This is a genomic window from Mucilaginibacter sp. SG564 (genome assembly GCF_013149275.1).
Lineage (GTDB): Bacteria > Bacteroidota > Bacteroidia > Sphingobacteriales > Sphingobacteriaceae > Mucilaginibacter.
Window position 1 is genome coordinate 166,855 of record NZ_JABGNA010000007.1, and the last position, 17,149, is coordinate 184,003.

The following is a 17,149-nucleotide window of genomic DNA, read 5'->3' on the forward strand; positions in this document are numbered from 1 at the left end:
AAAAACAAAAAACATGAGCAATAGCACAGCAGTAACCACAGGTATGTTAAGGGATGATGCCCTGAAAGGAAAAACCATTATTGTAACCGGGGGCGGTACGGGTTTAGGTAAGGCTATGGGCACTTATTTTTTAAAATTAGGTGCCAATTTGGTCATTACCAGTCGTAAGTTGGATGTGCTGCAAAAAACCGCTACCGAAATGGACGCCGAGACTGGAGGTAAAGTGTTAGCCATTGCCTGCGACGTACGCAATTATGATGATGTGCAAAAGATGCTGGAGCAAAGCATCGCCACATTTGGCCGTGTTGATGCTTTGCTAAACAACGCGGCGGGAAATTTTATTTCACCTACAGAACGCCTTTCGGCAAATGCCTTTTCGGCGGTTATCGATATTGTGCTGAAAGGTTCAGCCAATTGCTCGCTGGCTTTAGGTAAATACTGGATAGCCGAAAAAATACCCGGCAGCATCCTTAATATTATTACCACCTATGCCTTTACCGGCTCGGCTTATGTGGTGCCATCTGCCTGTGCTAAGGGTGGTGTACTCGCCATGACCCGCTCGCTGGCTGTAGAATGGGGGCGTCATGGCATCCGTACCAACGCCATAGCCCCGGGACCCTTCCCTACCAAGGGTGCATGGGAGCGTTTGCTACCCGGCGATATGGCACAAAAGTTTGATTTCAAAAATCGCGTACCGCTGAAACGTGTAGGCGAGCACCAGGAGCTGGCCAATCTGGCGGCATTCCTGGTATCCGATTTTTCGGGCTATATCAACGGCGAAGTGATCACCATTGATGGCGGCGAATGGCTGCAAGGCGCGGGCCAGTTCAGCGGCCTGGAAATGGTACCCGACCAAATGTGGGACAGCATTGAGCAGGCCACCCGTAAAGCGCGGTAGATTATTTAAAACTCTAAAAACTAAGTTCTAAATTCTAAAAAAGGAAAGTATCATTTCGCCTGTTCAGGGCTTATTCGAAAGCTCTTGACTGGACAAACATCATAGTGAAGAAACTTCTTCCTCCCCTTCCCGGGGAAAGGAATCACACGAGCCCGGCTGTTAAATGGCTAATCCTGGTTGATTATTTTCAATGTTTAATTTTTAACAAGCGAATGCTCAATGGATAGTAAACACTACGTTGCTTTAATATGCTTACCACATTATAAACAGCCATTACAACCGCAAAAATATAACAGCCCATCAGTAACGGATACCCAACGGGAAAAAAGAGTACCATAACGATCATGGACAGGCTTCCTATGATCGTTATCGTCAATTGAAAATTGATGATCTTCCGGCCCTGTTGGTCAAAGATATCCTGTTCATCTTTTTTTAAAAGCCAAAACACCACCGGGATAAGTATATTGGTGAACGGCAGGTAAATACCCACCAGCGGTGATATGTGCATTACCGCTAAAAAACCTGTTGGCTGTTTGGCTTCCTTATCATTTGACACAAACGGCGATCCGGGCATCCCCACCAGATTTTCGGGTTGTGTATCCAGGCAATTGGCCAATACTTTTAATGTATGCATTTGCGGCACAACCTGACCGCTTTCAATTCGTTGAATAGTGCGCGAAGTAATGCCCGACTGCTCAGCCAATTCCTCCTGGGTTAGACCCTTTTGTTTGCGATAATCAGCTAAATTATGTACAGTGCCAGGCTTCATAGGTTTAAATATACAGATTTTCAACAAAAATGTCGGGCAGCTGACGGGTAGATGTCGTTGTAAAAATTAACAGTTGCCCCGATTTTTGAGTTATCAATATAACAAACATGAAAACATTAAAACCCACACTAAGCAATAAGTTAGCATCTGCTTTTTTTTTATTTTTCCTGGCATGCATATATACCGTTACAATAGGGCAAACCAAATCCATTCAAAAGCTTGACGGCAGCACAATATCAATTGCCGAGGTTGACCAGACTGTTAAACATATTATGGATGCCGCCCAGGTACAAGGCCTCGAACTGGCTATCCTGAACAATAATAAGATTGCCTATGTGCAGGCTTATGGTTTTAGAAACAAGCCCCAGAATGCCTTGGCAGACACCTCGACCATTGTTTATGCTGCTTCATTCAGCAAGGCGGTATTTGGTTACCTGGTGATGAAACTGGTTGAAGAAAAGATCATTGACCTGGACAGACCCCTTTACCGGTATTTAAAAAAACCTATAGCTGATTACCCCTATTTTGCCGACCTAAAGATTGATGAGCGCTGGAAACTTATTACAGCAAGAATGTGCCTGAGCCATACAAGCGGCCTCCCCAACGTAAGAATATTTGATCCCATAACCAGCGAAATGGATACTTTGCGCCCGATGAAAATTTATTTTACACCGGGCAGTAAATATGCCTATTCTGGCGAAGGGTTTAAGTTTTTACAGATGGTTATAGAAGATATCACTCACAAAAGCATGGAGCAGTTGGCACAGGAAAAGATATTTGAACCATTGGGCATGACCCGTACTGGCTATACCTGGCACGAATCATTTGGCGACGATAATGTTGCCGTAGGCCATATGAACAATGGTTCGATAGATAAAAAAAGAAAACGTACCGTGCCCGTTGCAGGCGGTTCTCTGGTTACCACTATCGCTGATTATGCCAAATTTATTCAGCATGTGATGCAGCAAAAGGGTTTGCGCAAAAAAATGTACGACGAGATGCTTACGCCACAGATAGCTATTCATTCCAGGACCCAATTTCCACCGATCACCAGTGAAACAACTACTGAGAACGACGCGATCCATCTGTCGTACGGCTTGGGCTGGGGCTTGCTTGATTGTGGCAACTATGGCAAAGCCTTTTTTAAAGAAGGGAATGGCGGCCCCTGGCGAAATTATAACATCAATTTTAAAGATAAAGGCACGTCCATTATCATCATGACCAATAGCGACAATGGTGAAGCTTTATTTCAGGAGCTGATAGAAAAGTTGGTTGGTAACACCTGCATCCCCTGGAAGTGGCAAGGTTATGTCCCTTATAATAGCGCTGTCAAAACCAACTAAATATGCTAAAAGCTTTGTTTAGTCCCCTTTGGGCCCTGCGCAGAAGCCTATCAAGAAAACCCCTGCGTCCAGGGAAGGAATCGCACGGATTGCGCTTTTAAATAGCAAACTCCCGATTAGTTATTTTTCAATTCCCTCCCCACGGGGGGTGCGGCTGATTTGCACGCAAAAGCAGGGAGGGGTTTGTACGATAGCTATCACAAATCTCCCCTTATCTTTTACTTCAAATCTCGAATCCCTATCTGCGGCCGATAACCCGAACGGAAAGCGTTCACTACAGATCCCGGAGTTAGCACAGCAACTTTTGTTGATTCCGAAAACGAAACGCCCCCCTCATAACCAAAAGGAGTCCAGTGCCAGATCATTTTATTAGCAAAAAGATAAGGCTCGCCATTCATCTGTATAAATACGCCATCAGGCAGATTCCCGACAGCAGCTTCAAACGTTACTTTGCGGCCATTTTTATCAGTTCGTTCCTGGTGTAGGATCTCATCTATTTTTTCTATATGCACCTTATGATCAAATTCGTATTCAGGGTTACCTTTAAGCCAGTCCGCTTTAAAACGGTTGGCGTCATCTCGTCTACATTCAAAGCATGGGCGATGCCCTGCGGCAAAAGCGGTAGCTTCATCTAAAAAGAACAGTTCGGTATACAAATTAGGCGCCATCACCTGCCGGTGTCTGCCCTTAAAGTGCAGCTGGCATATAAGCCAGGCCTTCAGTTTAAAAGGGCGTAATATAGTTTTGGTATCTCCATGCAGCTGTCCGCGGTTGCCCAGCCAGGCACCACGGGCACTGGTTTTGATGATATTACCTTGCGGATCAACACGGTTTTGCAGCATAACTTATTTTATTAGTCACCATTGGTATCACTATCGGGTTACCCGAATTTACGATATATTACCTAATCAGGTCATCCCCGACTTGTTTCGGCACTTCACATCCATCCAAATACATGGTTTTCAGGAATAATCCGGAGCTCTGGATAACAAAATCCGGGCACCATTCCGGTATACTATTTTGGGCTTTGGTACAAAAAGTAACTTTAAACAATTTAAAGTTACTTTTTCGCCAATCGGTTCAAAAACCGCCTAATTTTTATTTTTAGGCACATTTTAGTAAATTTGTATAAACCAAATTTATATGTACAACCTACTTGTTTCTCCCGAAAATGTGCAGGCTTCGCTACAGAAGCATGTGCTTGCCGATGGCTTTGATCTTACGTTTGATATGGAAAAAAGTAAGGGTGTTTATATTTACGACGCTAAATATAACCGGACACTGCTTGATTTTTTCACCTGCTTCGCTTCCGTTCCTTTAGGCTATAATCACCCTAAAATGATCAACGATGAAGAGTTTAAAAAAAATCTGATGCTCGCAGCGTTAACCAATCCATCAAACTCAGATATATATACCACGCAATACGCACAGTTTGTTGAAACTTTTTCGCGCGTGGGTATACCTGATTATCTCCCGCATGCATTTTTTATTGCCGGGGGCTCATTAGCCATCGAGAACGCGATTAAAGTTGCTATGGACTGGAAAGTACAAAAAAACTTCGCGAGGGGCTATACAAAAGAAAAAGGGCATAAAGTATTACATTTTGAGCATGCCTTTCATGGCCGCTCGGGTTATACCTTAAGCTTAACCAATACCCAGCCTAACAAAACAAAATGGTTTGCCAAGTTTGATTGGCCGCGCGTATCGGTACCCAAAATAAACTTCCCATACAGCGATGCCAATCATGACGACCTGGTGCAAAGGGAGCAATTCTCTATTTCGCAGATCAGAACCGCCTTTGCCGAGAACAAGGACGATATATGCGCCATTATTATTGAACCTATACAATCAGAAGGTGGCGATAACCATGTACGCAAAGAATTCCTGGAAAAACTGCGTGAGCTGGCTGATGAATACGAAGCCATGCTGATATATGACGAAGTGCAAACAGGTGTTGGCCTCACCGGCAAATTCTGGTGTCATGAACATTTCGGCGAAAAGGCACGCCCGGACATTTTAGCCTTTGGCAAAAAGATGCAGGTATGCGGCATACTGGCCAGCAACCGCGTTGATGAAGTGGAGAACAATGTTTTCAGGGTATCATCGCGCATTAACTCTACCTGGGGCGGCAGCCTGGTTGATATGGTACGGTCATCAAAGATCATGGAGATCATCGAAGAAGATAACCTGTGCAATAACGCAGCCAAAATGGGTGAATATTTACAAGACCGCTTAACCGACATTGCTTCACGCAACCCCATTATCAGTAATGTACGCGGTAAAGGTTTATTGACTGCATTTGATTTTCCGGGCAAAAATAAGCGTGATACCTTTATACAACAAGGATTACAAAATAATATCATGTACCTGGGTTGTGGCGAAAAAAGCATACGTTTCAGACCAGCGCTGATCATTGAAAAAGAGCACATTGATCTTGGACTGGACATGCTCGAGAAAATATCGCGCACCCTATAATACTACAATAATATCGTTACAGGCAAATTAGTTACCCCACAGAATAAGGCTTTTTGTATTTAATATATGGTGAACGATGTGTTTGGAAGGACGAAATGATACTTTTGAATGGTAAAAAGGAGGGATATATTAATATATACTATTTTTTAGACAAAATACGCTATATTTTTAATTATTATTTCCGCTACTTTTGTAATATCCCCCTATTAAAAGACTACAGATCAATTCTTTTACGTCATGAGCAAACACATAGAGAAACTAAAAAAACAACTTGTTGAAGTAGCGGAAGTTGTTAATTCATTCCAATCAGAATCTGTACAGGTTCGGATTATCGATCGGTTATTAGATGTAATGATTGAATCTGACAGAGTGGATACGGATGGTGCTGAATTGTTCCTTAAAAAAGGACGCAGGATACGTTCAGATGATGAAAATTTTGGTATACCGGGCCGTAAAAAGCCAGGAGCTACCAAAATACTCAACCAATTATTGAGTACTGACTTTTTTGATATTTCGCGTTCTATATCAGCAATCGCGAGCTATTGTAAAGATCAGTTTGATTCTGATTTCAAAACATCAGAGCTTTCAGGAATCCTGTTAAAACTGGCCAACGAAAACAAGCTGAGAAGAGAAAGAAGCAACGAAAACAACCGCTTCGAATACATAAAAGCCTAATAATTAAACTACTTACATATTATTATTAAGCCGCAGTGTTATGTAACCTGCGGCTTATTTATTATAGATTAATAAGGATATTATTTTAACGAAAATAAATTATCCACCCCTAAAATTTTTCTACTTGTAAAGCCTTCGGCGTATTTAACACCAATACTTTTACCAAACTCCATAGCCCGGGCTGCAACAACGTTAATAAATTCAGGTGAAGAGATGTAGGTTTGCGGCTCTGCCTCCCACTCCGGGTTATGGAACTGCGATCCAAACGCATGAATGCTTTCTATCTTTTTATCCCAATACTCAGTAACATCTATTAAAATATCGGGTTTTATATAGTTATCCTGTATAAAATGTAAAACAAGGTCTGGTCTCCAGGCTTCCTGCAAAACATCATCTGCCCCTTGAGTTTCAATTTTTCTTAAACCCGCTAAAAAAGCAGCTGTTTCTACCAATTGATTAGCGCGCCCGTGATCCGGATGTCTGTCGTGATAAGCATTGGTTATGACAATGGATGGTTGGTATTTACGTATAACGGCTATCACTTTCAATTGATACTCCCTGGTATTTTCAAAAAAGCCATCGGGCAGGCTCAGGTTTTCCCTGATGGTTAGTCCTAATATTTTTGCTGAAGCTGCTGCTTCCTGGTCACGTATCTCGGCAGAGCCGCGTGTACCCAGTTCGCCACGGGTTAAGTCAACAATACCCACTTTTTTACCCAAGGCAATGTGTTTTAAAATAGTTCCGGAACACCCAAGTTCGGCATCATCGGGATGAACCGATAAAACTAATATATCTAATTTAAGCATAAATATGTGTTGAATTATATAGAGGCCTGTAAAAGGCGTTCGATCTTTTTCCTGATCTTTGAAGATGTGGGCTTGGTAAACGGATAATAAAAATCGGTTACATGACCCGCACGGTCGACCAAAAATTTATGAAAGTTCCACCGTGGAACAGATTTCAGCTTGCCGTTATCTTTTTTATTAGCAAAAAACTGGTATAATGGATGTGCATATGGCCCACGCACCCTGATCTTGTCAAACACCGGGTAATTAGCTCCGGCGTCTACACAAAAAAAAGCAATTGCTTCCCCTTCCAGGGGCTCCTGTCTGCCAAAATCATTCGACGGGAATGCCAGAATCTCAAAATCTGCGTCCTTAAACTGATCTTTCAGGTTGGCAAGATCTTTAAGCTGAGGGGTAAAACCGCATTGAGAGGCGGTGTTAACTACTAAAAGAACTTTATTTTTATAGGCCGACAGGCTAATCTCTTCCCCGTTTAATGTTTCCACATTAAACTTGTAGATACTATTGTTATCCATTATTAATTGTTAGTGGAATTATATCCGGCCTGTTTCAATATGGCCTCGATATCTTTCTGCTCCTCAGGGTCGTAGGTTTCTTTGAGGTTATGGCCAAATATACTGGCTACTGATTGAAACATAAAGGCTTTAAAACCACCTTTCAGATCCTTCACCATAGCATAACTGGTTAGCCCCGATTCACGGTTGATCAGCTTGATCAAAACCTCACCCTGACTAATTGTCAGATTTTTTATTTCCTTGTTAAACAATGTTTTTATTTCGGTTTCACAGGTTGATACTAATTCCTTTTGTTTGTGCTTATCACCTGTGAGTGCCAGATCGCGTTGCAACTGGCGGTAGCGCTGCCCCGCAAAACGCGCGTAAGGCAACACTTTGAACACATTATACCTTAACCGGTTATAAGCCATGCGGTCGGCTTCACTGGCAAATATACGTGTATCAACAATTTTTACTTCGGGAGTAACTATCCAGGGCACCAGTTCACCGTCAAGATCGGTCATGGCCGTTTTGATGGTATCATTTTTGCCTAAAGTTACGGGTGCTGGTTTATCTGTCTGAGCTTTTAGCGCGCCCACGATGCCGAAACAAAATAAGAACAGAAAACCAATAAATTTCATAATTTTACTTAATACAAAATTAAAGCAATTTTTTGTGGTATTCCCATATAATGTGTAATAATAATTTATAATTACAAGTTTATCAAGTAATACCATTAATATCAGCATATGAAAGAGTTAGTGATTGACCTGGAAGCGGAAAAAAATGAGATATTAAAAAGATATCGGGCTTTGCTGCGTGCCTGTAAATCAACCCTGCAAAAGGGCGATAAGCGCATGATCCGTAAAGCATTTGATATGGCCCTGGAAAGCCATAAAGACATGCGCCGCAAAAGCGGTGAGCCATATATATACCACCCTATTGCCGTAGCGCAGATAGCGGCCGAAGAAATAGGCCTGGGTACTACCTCAATTGTGTGTGCCCTGCTGCATGACGTGGTTGAAGATACCAACATGACGCTGGACGATATTGAGATGGAGTTTGGCAAAAAGGTAGCCAAGATCATTGACGGCCTCACCAAAATATCGGGTGTATTTGATACCAACAGCTCGTTACAGGCCGAGAATTTCCGCAAGATGCTGCTTACCCTGGCCGATGATGTTCGGGTGATATTGATCAAACTGGCCGATCGCCTGCATAATATGCGCACCATGGAGTTTATGCCCCGCGATAAGCAGCTTAAACTATCATCAGAAACCGTTTACCTGTATGCCCCACTGGCACACCGCTTGGGTTTATATACCATAAAATCCGAACTGGAAGATCTCTCTATGAAATACATGGAGCGGGAAACCTACCAGTTTTTAAAAGTTAAGCTCAACGAGAAAAAGGCCGAACGTGAAAAATTTATCCGTGATTTTATTGAGCCGGTAAAAAAAGTATTACTAGGTCAAGGCCTGGAGGCGGATATTTTTGGTCGACCAAAATCCATCCACTCCATCTGGAATAAGATGAAGAAAAAGTCGATACCTTTTGAAGAGGTTTATGATCTTTTTGCCATCAGGGTTATCCTGGATAGCGCCCCCGAAAATGAAAAGGCCGACTGCTGGAAGGCCTATTCCATTGTTACCGATCTTTATCGCCCTAATCCCGACAGGCTGCGCGATTGGATATCATCGCCCAAAGCTAATGGTTACGAATCATTACACACCACGGTGATGGGCCCTCGCGGGCAGTGGGTTGAAGTGCAGATCCGTACCAAGCGGATGAATGAGATTGCCGAAAAAGGTTTTGCCGCGCACTGGAAATATAAAGAATCAACTACCGATAGCGGGCTTGATCAATGGGTACAAAAGGTGAGGGATATGCTTAAAAACCCCGACTCCAACGCGCTAGATTTCCTGGATGATTTTAAAATGAACCTTTTCAGCGATGAGATCTTCATTTTTACCCCCAAAGGCGCCTTGATACAATTACCTTTAAACGCAACCGCACTTGATTTTGCCTTCGAGATCCATACCGACGTAGGTGCCAGTTGTATCGGCGCTAAAGTGAACCATAAACTGGTGCCGCTAAGCTATAAACTGCAAAACGGCGACCAGGTGGAGATCATTACCTCAAGCAAGCAGACACCTAAGGAAGACTGGCTTAACTTTGTGGTTACCGCTAAGGCTAAAGCCAAAATAAAATCGGCGTTAAAAGAAGAAAAACGGAAAATCGCCGAAGATGGCAAGGAGATTTTGGAGCGCAAACTAAAATCGCTCAAGATCACCTACAACTCCGAAAACATACATAAGCTGAGTTACTTTTTTAAACTGCAAACAACCCAGGACCTGTTTTACAATATTGCTAAAGGCATTATTGATATGAAGGACCTGAAAGATTACCAGGCATCAGAAAAAGTAATCGAAAACAAACCACAGGATAAAATTGAACAGGAACAGGTACACAGCCTGCTACGCAACATCAAAGCCAAGGATAGCGACATACTGCTTATTGGCGAGGATATGCAAAAAATTGACTATAAGCTAGCCAATTGCTGCAACCCTATCCCCGGCGATGATGTATTTGGTTTTGTGACCGTAAGTGATGGTATCAAAATCCACCGCACCAATTGCCCCAATGCCGCCAAACTGATGGCCAATTACGGCTACCGGATAGTGAAGGCCCGCTGGACAAATCAGCAGGAATTGGCATTTTTAACAGGTTTGCGTATTACCGGTATTGATGATGTGGGTTTGATCAATAAACTCACTACAGTAATATCGCAAGACTTTAAAGTGAATATCCGCTCTATTACGGTTGATAGCGATAACGGCATTTTTGAAGGCTCACTTATGGTATACGTAAATGATACCGAGCACTTAGATAACCTGATCAAAAACCTGAAACTGGTTAAGGGTATCACTGCCGTAAACCGCTTTGATTCGGCCATTGAAAAAGCATCATAAAAGAGGTAAGAAATAAGAATCAGGAAACAAGAGCTTAATTATCAGCACAGAAACATTTTTCACAATTTTTATTCTTGTTTCTTGACTCTTGTCTCTTGATTCCCTTAATAACTTGCAAATTATTAATAACTTTGACTCTTTAATAGATAACTATGCCTCAACAGGATACAATAGCGCTGGTTAAAAAAATTTTCGAAGCTTATCTTGAAAACAAAAACCTGCGTAAAACGCCCGAGCGTTTTGCTATACTAGAAGAAATTTATTCACGTACCGATCACTTTGATGTGGAGTCATTATACATCCACATGAAAAATAAAAAATACCGTGTAAGCCGTGCAACAGTATATAATACACTGGAGCTTCTGGTATCATGCGACCTGGTGACCAAACACCAGTTTGGTAAAAACATGGCCCAATTTGAAAAATCATACGGCTATAAGCAGCATGATCATATCATTTGTATTGACTGCGGCAAGGTGGTTGAATTTTGCGACCCGCGCATACAGCAGATACAAAGCATGATGGGCGACATCCTGAAATTCGATATCAAACACCACTCTCTTAATCTTTATGGCAATTGCACTAAATTAAGAGACGGTAATTGTGACAGAAAAGCATAACTTTGCCCCCCTTAATATCATACTCTGAATTTACATAACATAAATGGCTGTTGACGTATTATTAGGCCTCCAATGGGGCGATGAAGGTAAAGGAAAAATTGTTGATGTGCTTAGTGCAGGTTATGACCTGATAGCACGTTTCCAGGGCGGCCCCAATGCCGGGCATACTTTGGAATTTGACGGTAAAAAATTCGTTTTAAATACCATTCCTTCAGGTATATTTTTTGAGAATACCATGAACCTGATAGGTAATGGTGTGGTGATCGACCCGATCACGCTGAAAAAAGAATTAGAAAAACTGAAAGATGCCGGGCATGACCTCTTAGCAAAAAAGAATTTGCTGATAGCTAAAAAGGCTCACCTTATATTACCAACACACCAGTTGCTTGATGCCGCTAATGAAAAAAAGATGGGTGATGGCAAAATTGGTTCTACCTTAAAAGGTATTGGCCCTACTTATATGGACAAAACCGGTCGTAACGGTTTGCGTATAGGAGATATCACCCTGCCCGATTTTAAAGAACGTTACCAGAAACTGGTTGATAAGCATGTATCCATGCTGCAAGCATTATATGGCGAAGTGGCCGATTTTTCGGAACGCGAAGCAGCGTTTTTTGAAGCGCTTGATCTGCTGCGTCAGTTCCCACTGGTTGATTCTGAGCATCTGGTAAACAACTACATTAAACAAGGTAAAAAAGTACTGGCCGAAGGCGCGCAGGGAGCTATGCTCGATATCGACTTTGGTTCATATCCTTTTGTTACTTCATCAAATACAACCGCCGCCGGGGCCTGTACAGGTTTAGGTATAGCGCCGCAACAAATTGGCGAGGTAATAGGTATTTTTAAAGCTTATTGCACCCGTGTTGGTGGTGGCCCTTTCCCTACCGAACTGGAGAATGAAACAGGCGAAGAATTACGCCAGACAGGCCATGAATTTGGCGCGACCACTGGAAGGCCACGCCGTACCGGATGGATTGATCTGCCGGCTTTAAAATACGCCATCATGCTGAATGGCGTTACCCAACTGGTAATGACCAAAGCCGATGTATTAAGCGGTTTTGATAAAATATATGCCTGCACCCATTACAACTACCTGGGCGAAAAAATTGACTACATGCCTTACGATATCTGTTCGGTAAGCCCAGAGCCAATTTTGAAAGAAATTGATGGCTGGAACGAAGACCTGACCGGTATTACCGAACTATCTGAGATTCCTGCCAAACTGCAATCATACATTGATTATTTAGAAGCAGAGTTAGGTGTTCCTGTTAAATACCTATCCGTAGGGCCCGACAGGAAACAAACCCTGGTAATGCACTAAGAATTCATTGCCTTATATTATTTATAAAAGGCCGCTTTATGCGGTCTTTTTGTTTTTATTTTTGCCTTGTGATTGCCCCAATTAAAAATCTTCCCCTGTTTAAACAAAAGGCCTTGCAATGGGCCTCGTCATTTGATGCGGTTTGCTACCTGGAATCCAACGGTTTTAATGATCCTTACAGCAAATTTGATACACTAATAGCTATTGGGACAAAAGACGAAGTGACCACACATGCCGGGCACGCTTTTGATCAACTGGAAACCTTTCGCCAAAATAACCCAGGCTGGATAACCGGATTCTTCGGTTATGATTTAAAGAATGAAACAGAGCGCTTATTGTCGGCTAACCCGGATGGATTAGAATTCCCTGATCTTTATTTTTTCGCGCCCTTACATCTTATTATCATTAAGGATGGCAAAACAGAGATCATCAGCGATGAGTCTGAACAGATTTTTAAGCTGATTGATCAACAGGAATTGATCATGTATACTGAACAACTAGCTATAGTGTTAAAATCCCGCTTTAGCAGGCAAGAATATATTGATGCCGTAAAGGGTATCCAGGAGCACATCAGCCGTGGTGATATTTATGTAACCAATTTTTGCCAGGAGTTTTTTGCTGAATATGCACAGATAGATCCACTGGGTATATTTATACAGCTTAACGAGGTTTCGCCAAATCCGTTCAGCACCTTTTTCAAGTGGAAAGACAACTATATATTGGGCGCATCGCCAGAGCGTTTCCTGGCCAAACGTGGCAATAAATTAATATCACAACCTATAAAAGGTACCGCCAAACGCCACATAGATGTGCAGGTTGACGAACAGATCAAACAACAACTACGCAACCACCCCAAAGAACTCCAGGAAAACGTGATGATAGTTGACCTGGTGCGGAACGATCTGACCCGATCTGCCAAACAGGGCACCGTTAAAACCGAAGAGCTATTTGGTATACATAGTTTTGAATATGTGCATCAAATGATATCAACCGTGGTATGCGAGCTTCAGGAGGGCTTATCGGCCATACAAGCTATCAAAAACACTTTTCCTATGGGTAGCATGACCGGCGCTCCTAAGATAAGCGCCATGCAACTCATGGAGCAATATGAGCGCAGTAAAAGGGGGGTATACTCAGGAGCTATCGGTTATTTAAGTCCGGATAATGATTTTGATCTGAATGTGGTTATTCGTACGCTCTTGTACAATTCGGCAAACCAATACCTATCGTTCCATGCCGGTAGCGCGATCACTTACCATGCCGATCCGGAAAAAGAATATGAGGAATGCCTGCTCAAAGCACAGGCGGTAATGGAAGTTCTGGGAGTGACGAGGTAAGATAATGTCCATCTTCACGTCATTGCGAGGAACGAAGACAACAGACCGGAGTTCATTAATACTAATAAAAACAAACACAACATTAATAATCTCTATGCTATACAGAGTGGATATGTATAATTTACCTGCTTGTGTAGGGATTGCTTCGTTCCTCGCAATGACGCGTTTATTTTATTAAGTCCCAGGCTATATAGTTATCTTATCCCCCATCCTCACTTTAATATCAGACCCTGCTGCAAAAAATACCGACACAGGCTCTTTTTTCAGATAAGGTTCAAAGGCCTCCCCATAAAGTCCGGCAACTTCTGCCTCAAACACGTGATCTTTAACCGAACCGGTTTGCCAGGAGATATGCTCAACCTGGTATTCCATTGTGCTGAAATCGGATAATTTATTGTAACCCCAGTAATGTTCCAGGATAAATTCTTCGGCGCTGCCGGGTGCAATATCCACTAATTGATTATTCGCAGTGGCGCCCAATTTGTTCCACTTGCCTTTGAATTTCCATTCATATAAAAACTCCGTATGTCCATCCCCGGTAAGAACAATTGAACTTCGCATGGGCATCGCGCTGTAATGCTCTTTATATAGGTTATTGGCAATAAGGGCTATCATATTTTTGGGTACTATCTCGCTTACAAAAACAGCACCGCGCTTCCATTCACTCCCGTTATAATACCTTACATAAAAACGCAGATTTACCTCTTCAAAATTTACATGCCCAGGCCATTTGATACCCAGCACACGCGTATTGGCAAATACAAAACCCACCATACTTACCAGTGCCTTTCCCTGCCAAAGGTCAAGTTCGGTACCAGGCGGTAAATACGCATCTAATATTTGCGGATCAACCTCGTAATTGATCATCACCAGGTTTTTCCACTGTGCCTGTAAAAATTGACGTTTAGCCATGTTGCGAATGTAAAATGCCAATACAACCGAAGAGTAGTATAATAAAAGGTCCCATTGAAAATGAGACCTTTTATTATTTGCATTATTTTTTATAATATTTCATGGCCTCAGGTATAAGGCGCTGGATATTAGCTATACGTGTAGCATCAGAAGGGTGTGTACTGAGCAACTCTGGTGGAGCGCCACCTTTATTCTGAGCAGCCATACGCTGCCAAAAACCTACAGCTTCATGCGGATCATATCCTGCCATGGCCATAAAGGTAAGTCCTAATCGGTCGGCTTCTGATTCCTGATCACGGGAATATTTTAATAAAACAACCTGCGTACCGACACCATACGCCTGGCTAAAAAGCCCCTGCATTACCTGCGACTGTTTGGCTACAGCTATACCGGCCAATGAACCGCCAAACTGGGCCAGGGTTTGCTGGGATATACGTTCGGCAGAGTGCCTGGCTATCGCATGACCAATCTCATGCCCCATTACAACGGCCAGATATGCATCAGTATTAGCAACAGGTAATAAACCGCTATATACGGCTACTTTACCACCCGGCATACACCAGGCATTTACCTCGCTGCTTTGTATGAGGTTAAACTCCCACTGAAAGTTATATTGATTGGCATAACCATTCTGTTGCAGGTATTGCTCAATGGAAGCAGCCAGATTGCTGCCAATCCGTTTAACCCGCTGAGCATCGGCACCACTGCCAACAACCTTGGTTTTAGGATCTGTTAATAATTGTTTGTAGCTGGCTGCCGCCGATTGGTTTACTTCGGCATCGCCTACCAGGCTTAGCTGCCGGCGACCGGTTAACGGCACTGTTGAACAGGAATTCAATGCAATGATAAATATCAGAGCAAGGGCAGGTCTGAATTTTTTCATGATGATCAGGTAGTTTTCTTCTTTAAAAAATTAACTTTCGACTCTGTGCCTTTTAATAAGCGTTCGATATTTTTCTGGTGCGTTACCAATATGAGCAAGCATATGCACATACCATAAATAACTACCGACCGGATTGACGTTGGAAAAATAAACGAAACTCCGATAGGATATGTAAACGCAGCGGCAATAGAGCTAAGCGAAACATACCTGGTAGTTAACAACACTATCACAAATACCAAAACACATAATAAAGCGGCATGTAAATGAATAGCCAAAATCATTCCAAATAAGGTAGCTACACCTTTACCACCTCGAAAACCCGCAAAAATCGGGAACAGATGGCCCATTACCGCGGCTATGCCCAAAGCAAGCGCGTAATTGGTATAAGCTATAGAGTTAGACGGACCGGTGGTTGATACCCCAATAAAGTAGGCCAGGTTAGTTGCTGTCCATCCTTTTAAAATATCCAGCAGCATTACAGGTATACCGGCCTTTTTACCCAACACCCTGAAAGTATTGGTTGCACCGGCGTTTCCGCTGCCATACTCACGAACATCAATATCATAAAAAGCCAGCCCTATCCAAACGGCTGTAGGTATAGACCCGCAGAGATAAGCCAGAATGAGCGCTGAAACTGAATAAACGGTTATCATTTCCCTGCAATATTACGAAATTGATACGGTACTAAATTTTTTATCATCATTTAAACGCTTAACGTTAAACCCTAAATTGCGAATACTGATTTCTAAATGCGAAAATCAGATAGCTTTAAGACTCAGGTCAAGACTTTTAATGGAGTGAGTTAGGGCTCCTACCGATATATAATCAACCCCGCACTCTGCATAACCACGTATATTATCAATGGTTATCCCACCCGATGCTTCGGTAATAAAACGGCCCTGAATAATATTAACAGCTTGCTTTAGGTTGGCAAAGTTAAAGTTATCTAACAAAATACGGTTTACATGGCCCGTTTGTAAAACCTGACCAAGCTCATCCAGATTACGCACTTCTATTTCAATAGCCAGTTTTTTGTTGTTGTCGATAAGGTATTGATTGGCCCTTTCAATGGCTTGTCTTATACCTCCGGCATAATCAACGTGATTATCTTTGATCAGGATCATATCATACAAACCAAAACGGTGGTTAACACCGCCCCCGATCCGTACCGCCCACTTTTCAAGATAGCGCAGGCCTGGGGTCGTTTTACGGGTATCCAGTACTTTGGTATTGGTATCTTTTAACAGGTCAACTATCTGCCGTGTTTTAGTGGCGATGCCCGACATGCGCTGCATACAGTTCAATACCAAACGTTCGGCTTTTAAAATACTTTGCGAATTGCCTTCTACCTCAAAAGCCACGTCCTGGGGTTTTATAGCAGCCCCATCATTCAAAAACACATTTACTTTCAGGTCGGCATCAACTATTTTAAAAATCTCCAGTGCCAGTTCAACTCCGGCCAGTATGCCTTCGTCTTTCACCAAAAGTTTTGCTTTACCGGTGCTATCGGCAGGTATGGTTGATAAAGAAGTATGGTCGCCATCACCAACATCTTCCTTTAAAGCTTCAATTATAAAATGGTGTATTAGTTCCTTATCCAAGAGTATTCAATTTAAACCTCAAAAGTAACAACATTTTGCAGAT

17 protein-coding genes are annotated in these 17,149 nt (G+C 42.5%); 8 read left to right on the plus strand and 9 right to left on the minus strand.

All coding sequences use genetic code 11. The features are described from left to right. The first annotated feature begins 13 nt into the window (after nucleotides 1-13). Complete coding sequence (locus FHW89_RS17255; protein ID WP_253952259.1) at nucleotides 14-898, plus strand: SDR family oxidoreductase; 885 nt, start codon at nucleotides 14-16, stop codon at nucleotides 896-898. Between the two features lie 187 nt (nucleotides 899-1,085). Here the strand turns inward: FHW89_RS17255 and FHW89_RS17260 are convergent, their stop codons facing one another. Further along, nucleotides 1,086-1,667, minus strand: a complete 582-nt coding sequence (locus FHW89_RS17260) for a helix-turn-helix domain-containing protein (RefSeq protein ID WP_172336303.1) — start codon at nucleotides 1,665-1,667, stop codon at nucleotides 1,086-1,088. Between the two features lie 107 nt (nucleotides 1,668-1,774). Between FHW89_RS17260 and FHW89_RS17265 the strand changes: the two genes are divergently transcribed. Further along, complete coding sequence (locus FHW89_RS17265; RefSeq protein WP_172336304.1) at nucleotides 1,775-3,010, plus strand: serine hydrolase; 1,236 nt, start codon at nucleotides 1,775-1,777, stop codon at nucleotides 3,008-3,010. A 218-nt stretch (nucleotides 3,011-3,228) separates the two neighbouring features. On the opposite strand, the gene FHW89_RS17270 is transcribed toward FHW89_RS17265, so the two are convergent. Then, nucleotides 3,229-3,852: a hypothetical protein gene (locus tag FHW89_RS17270; protein WP_172336305.1), complete on the minus strand. Its 624-nt coding sequence runs from the start codon at nucleotides 3,850-3,852 to the stop codon at nucleotides 3,229-3,231. A gap of 301 nt (nucleotides 3,853-4,153) precedes the next feature. Here FHW89_RS17270 and lat point away from each other — a divergent pair, with 301 nt between their 5' ends. Together lat and FHW89_RS17280 are read left to right on the plus strand one after the other, a co-directional pair. Then, nucleotides 4,154-5,485: an L-lysine 6-transaminase gene (gene lat / locus FHW89_RS17275; protein ID WP_172336306.1), complete on the plus strand. Its 1,332-nt coding sequence runs from the start codon at nucleotides 4,154-4,156 to the stop codon at nucleotides 5,483-5,485. Between the two features lie 237 nt (nucleotides 5,486-5,722). Next, nucleotides 5,723-6,160, plus strand: coding sequence for a hypothetical protein (locus tag FHW89_RS17280; RefSeq protein ID WP_172336307.1), 438 nt, complete (start codon nucleotides 5,723-5,725; stop codon nucleotides 6,158-6,160). Nucleotides 6,161-6,240: 80 nt separating this feature from the next. Here FHW89_RS17280 and bshB1 read toward each other — a convergent pair whose 3' ends face one another. The 3 genes from bshB1 to FHW89_RS17295 are packed head-to-tail and all read right to left on the minus strand — an operon-like array spanning nucleotide 6,241 to nucleotide 8,101. Next, a complete protein-coding gene (bshB1, locus tag FHW89_RS17285; protein ID WP_172336308.1) occupies nucleotides 6,241-6,966 on the minus strand; it encodes a bacillithiol biosynthesis deacetylase BshB1 in 726 nt (241 codons plus the stop codon). Nucleotides 6,967-6,980: 14 nt separating this feature from the next. After that, the gene (locus FHW89_RS17290; RefSeq protein ID WP_172336309.1) at nucleotides 6,981-7,481 is read right to left on the minus strand and encodes a glutathione peroxidase; all 501 of its coding nucleotides are present in this window, start codon (nucleotides 7,479-7,481) and stop codon (nucleotides 6,981-6,983) included. 2 nt (nucleotides 7,482-7,483) lie between these two features. Next, nucleotides 7,484-8,101, minus strand: coding sequence for a DUF4294 domain-containing protein (locus tag FHW89_RS17295; protein WP_172336310.1), 618 nt, complete (start codon nucleotides 8,099-8,101; stop codon nucleotides 7,484-7,486). Between the two features lie 108 nt (nucleotides 8,102-8,209). Here FHW89_RS17295 and FHW89_RS17300 point away from each other — a divergent pair, with 108 nt between their 5' ends. The 4 genes from FHW89_RS17300 to FHW89_RS17315 all read left to right on the plus strand — a co-directional run bounded on the left by FHW89_RS17300 (nucleotide 8,210) and on the right by FHW89_RS17315 (nucleotide 13,710). Further along, complete coding sequence (locus tag FHW89_RS17300) at nucleotides 8,210-10,432, plus strand: bifunctional (p)ppGpp synthetase/guanosine-3',5'-bis(diphosphate) 3'-pyrophosphohydrolase (RefSeq protein ID WP_172336311.1); 2,223 nt, start codon at nucleotides 8,210-8,212, stop codon at nucleotides 10,430-10,432. A gap of 152 nt (nucleotides 10,433-10,584) precedes the next feature. Further along, the gene (locus FHW89_RS17305) at nucleotides 10,585-11,052 is read left to right on the plus strand and encodes a Fur family transcriptional regulator (protein ID WP_166089835.1); all 468 of its coding nucleotides are present in this window, start codon (nucleotides 10,585-10,587) and stop codon (nucleotides 11,050-11,052) included. A gap of 43 nt (nucleotides 11,053-11,095) precedes the next feature. After that, a complete protein-coding gene (locus FHW89_RS17310; RefSeq protein ID WP_172336312.1) occupies nucleotides 11,096-12,373 on the plus strand; it encodes an adenylosuccinate synthase in 1,278 nt (425 codons plus the stop codon). A gap of 68 nt (nucleotides 12,374-12,441) precedes the next feature. Continuing rightward, entirely contained in the window at nucleotides 12,442-13,710 is a 1,269-nt protein-coding gene (locus FHW89_RS17315; protein WP_371742463.1) for an anthranilate synthase component I family protein, read from the plus strand. 186 nt (nucleotides 13,711-13,896) lie between these two features. Here FHW89_RS17315 and FHW89_RS17320 read toward each other — a convergent pair whose 3' ends face one another. The 4 genes from FHW89_RS17320 to nadC all read right to left on the minus strand — a co-directional run bounded on the left by FHW89_RS17320 (nucleotide 13,897) and on the right by nadC (nucleotide 17,106). Next, nucleotides 13,897-14,622, minus strand: coding sequence for a YqjF family protein (locus FHW89_RS17320; RefSeq protein ID WP_172336314.1), 726 nt, complete (start codon nucleotides 14,620-14,622; stop codon nucleotides 13,897-13,899). Nucleotides 14,623-14,704: 82 nt separating this feature from the next. Beyond that, a complete protein-coding gene (locus FHW89_RS17325) occupies nucleotides 14,705-15,505 on the minus strand; it encodes a M48 family metallopeptidase (RefSeq protein ID WP_172336315.1) in 801 nt (266 codons plus the stop codon). Nucleotides 15,506-15,510: 5 nt separating this feature from the next. Continuing rightward, complete coding sequence (gene plsY / locus FHW89_RS17330; protein ID WP_076374174.1) at nucleotides 15,511-16,158, minus strand: glycerol-3-phosphate 1-O-acyltransferase PlsY; 648 nt, start codon at nucleotides 16,156-16,158, stop codon at nucleotides 15,511-15,513. A 105-nt stretch (nucleotides 16,159-16,263) separates the two neighbouring features. Further along, complete coding sequence (gene nadC / locus FHW89_RS17335) at nucleotides 16,264-17,106, minus strand: carboxylating nicotinate-nucleotide diphosphorylase (RefSeq protein ID WP_172336316.1); 843 nt, start codon at nucleotides 17,104-17,106, stop codon at nucleotides 16,264-16,266. Nucleotides 17,107-17,149: the final 43 nt, after the last annotated feature.

Bases quoted from the DNA above. Each gene is read 5' to 3' on its own strand.
- FHW89_RS17255 (WP_253952259.1), top strand. From the start codon at position 14: ATGAGCAATAGCACAGCAGTAACCACAGGTATGTTAAGGGATGATGCC.
- FHW89_RS17260 (WP_172336303.1), bottom strand. From the start codon at position 1,667: ATGAAGCCTGGCACTGTACATAATTTAGCTGATTATCGCAAACAAAAG.
- FHW89_RS17265 (WP_172336304.1), top strand. From the start codon at position 1,775: ATGAAAACATTAAAACCCACACTAAGCAATAAGTTAGCATCTGCTTTT.
- FHW89_RS17270 (WP_172336305.1), bottom strand. From the start codon at position 3,852: ATGCTGCAAAACCGTGTTGATCCGCAAGGTAATATCATCAAAACCAGT.
- lat (WP_172336306.1), top strand. From the start codon at position 4,154: ATGTACAACCTACTTGTTTCTCCCGAAAATGTGCAGGCTTCGCTACAG.
- FHW89_RS17280 (WP_172336307.1), top strand. From the start codon at position 5,723: ATGAGCAAACACATAGAGAAACTAAAAAAACAACTTGTTGAAGTAGCG.
- bshB1 (WP_172336308.1), bottom strand. From the start codon at position 6,966: ATGCTTAAATTAGATATATTAGTTTTATCGGTTCATCCCGATGATGCC.
- FHW89_RS17290 (WP_172336309.1), bottom strand. From the start codon at position 7,481: ATGGATAACAATAGTATCTACAAGTTTAATGTGGAAACATTAAACGGG.
- FHW89_RS17295 (WP_172336310.1), bottom strand. From the start codon at position 8,101: ATGAAATTTATTGGTTTTCTGTTCTTATTTTGTTTCGGCATCGTGGGC.
- FHW89_RS17300 (WP_172336311.1), top strand. From the start codon at position 8,210: ATGAAAGAGTTAGTGATTGACCTGGAAGCGGAAAAAAATGAGATATTA.
- FHW89_RS17305 (WP_166089835.1), top strand. From the start codon at position 10,585: ATGCCTCAACAGGATACAATAGCGCTGGTTAAAAAAATTTTCGAAGCT.
- FHW89_RS17310 (WP_172336312.1), top strand. From the start codon at position 11,096: ATGGCTGTTGACGTATTATTAGGCCTCCAATGGGGCGATGAAGGTAAA.
- FHW89_RS17320 (WP_172336314.1), bottom strand. From the start codon at position 14,622: ATGGCTAAACGTCAATTTTTACAGGCACAGTGGAAAAACCTGGTGATG.
- FHW89_RS17325 (WP_172336315.1), bottom strand. From the start codon at position 15,505: ATGAAAAAATTCAGACCTGCCCTTGCTCTGATATTTATCATTGCATTG.
- plsY (WP_076374174.1), bottom strand. From the start codon at position 16,158: ATGATAACCGTTTATTCAGTTTCAGCGCTCATTCTGGCTTATCTCTGC.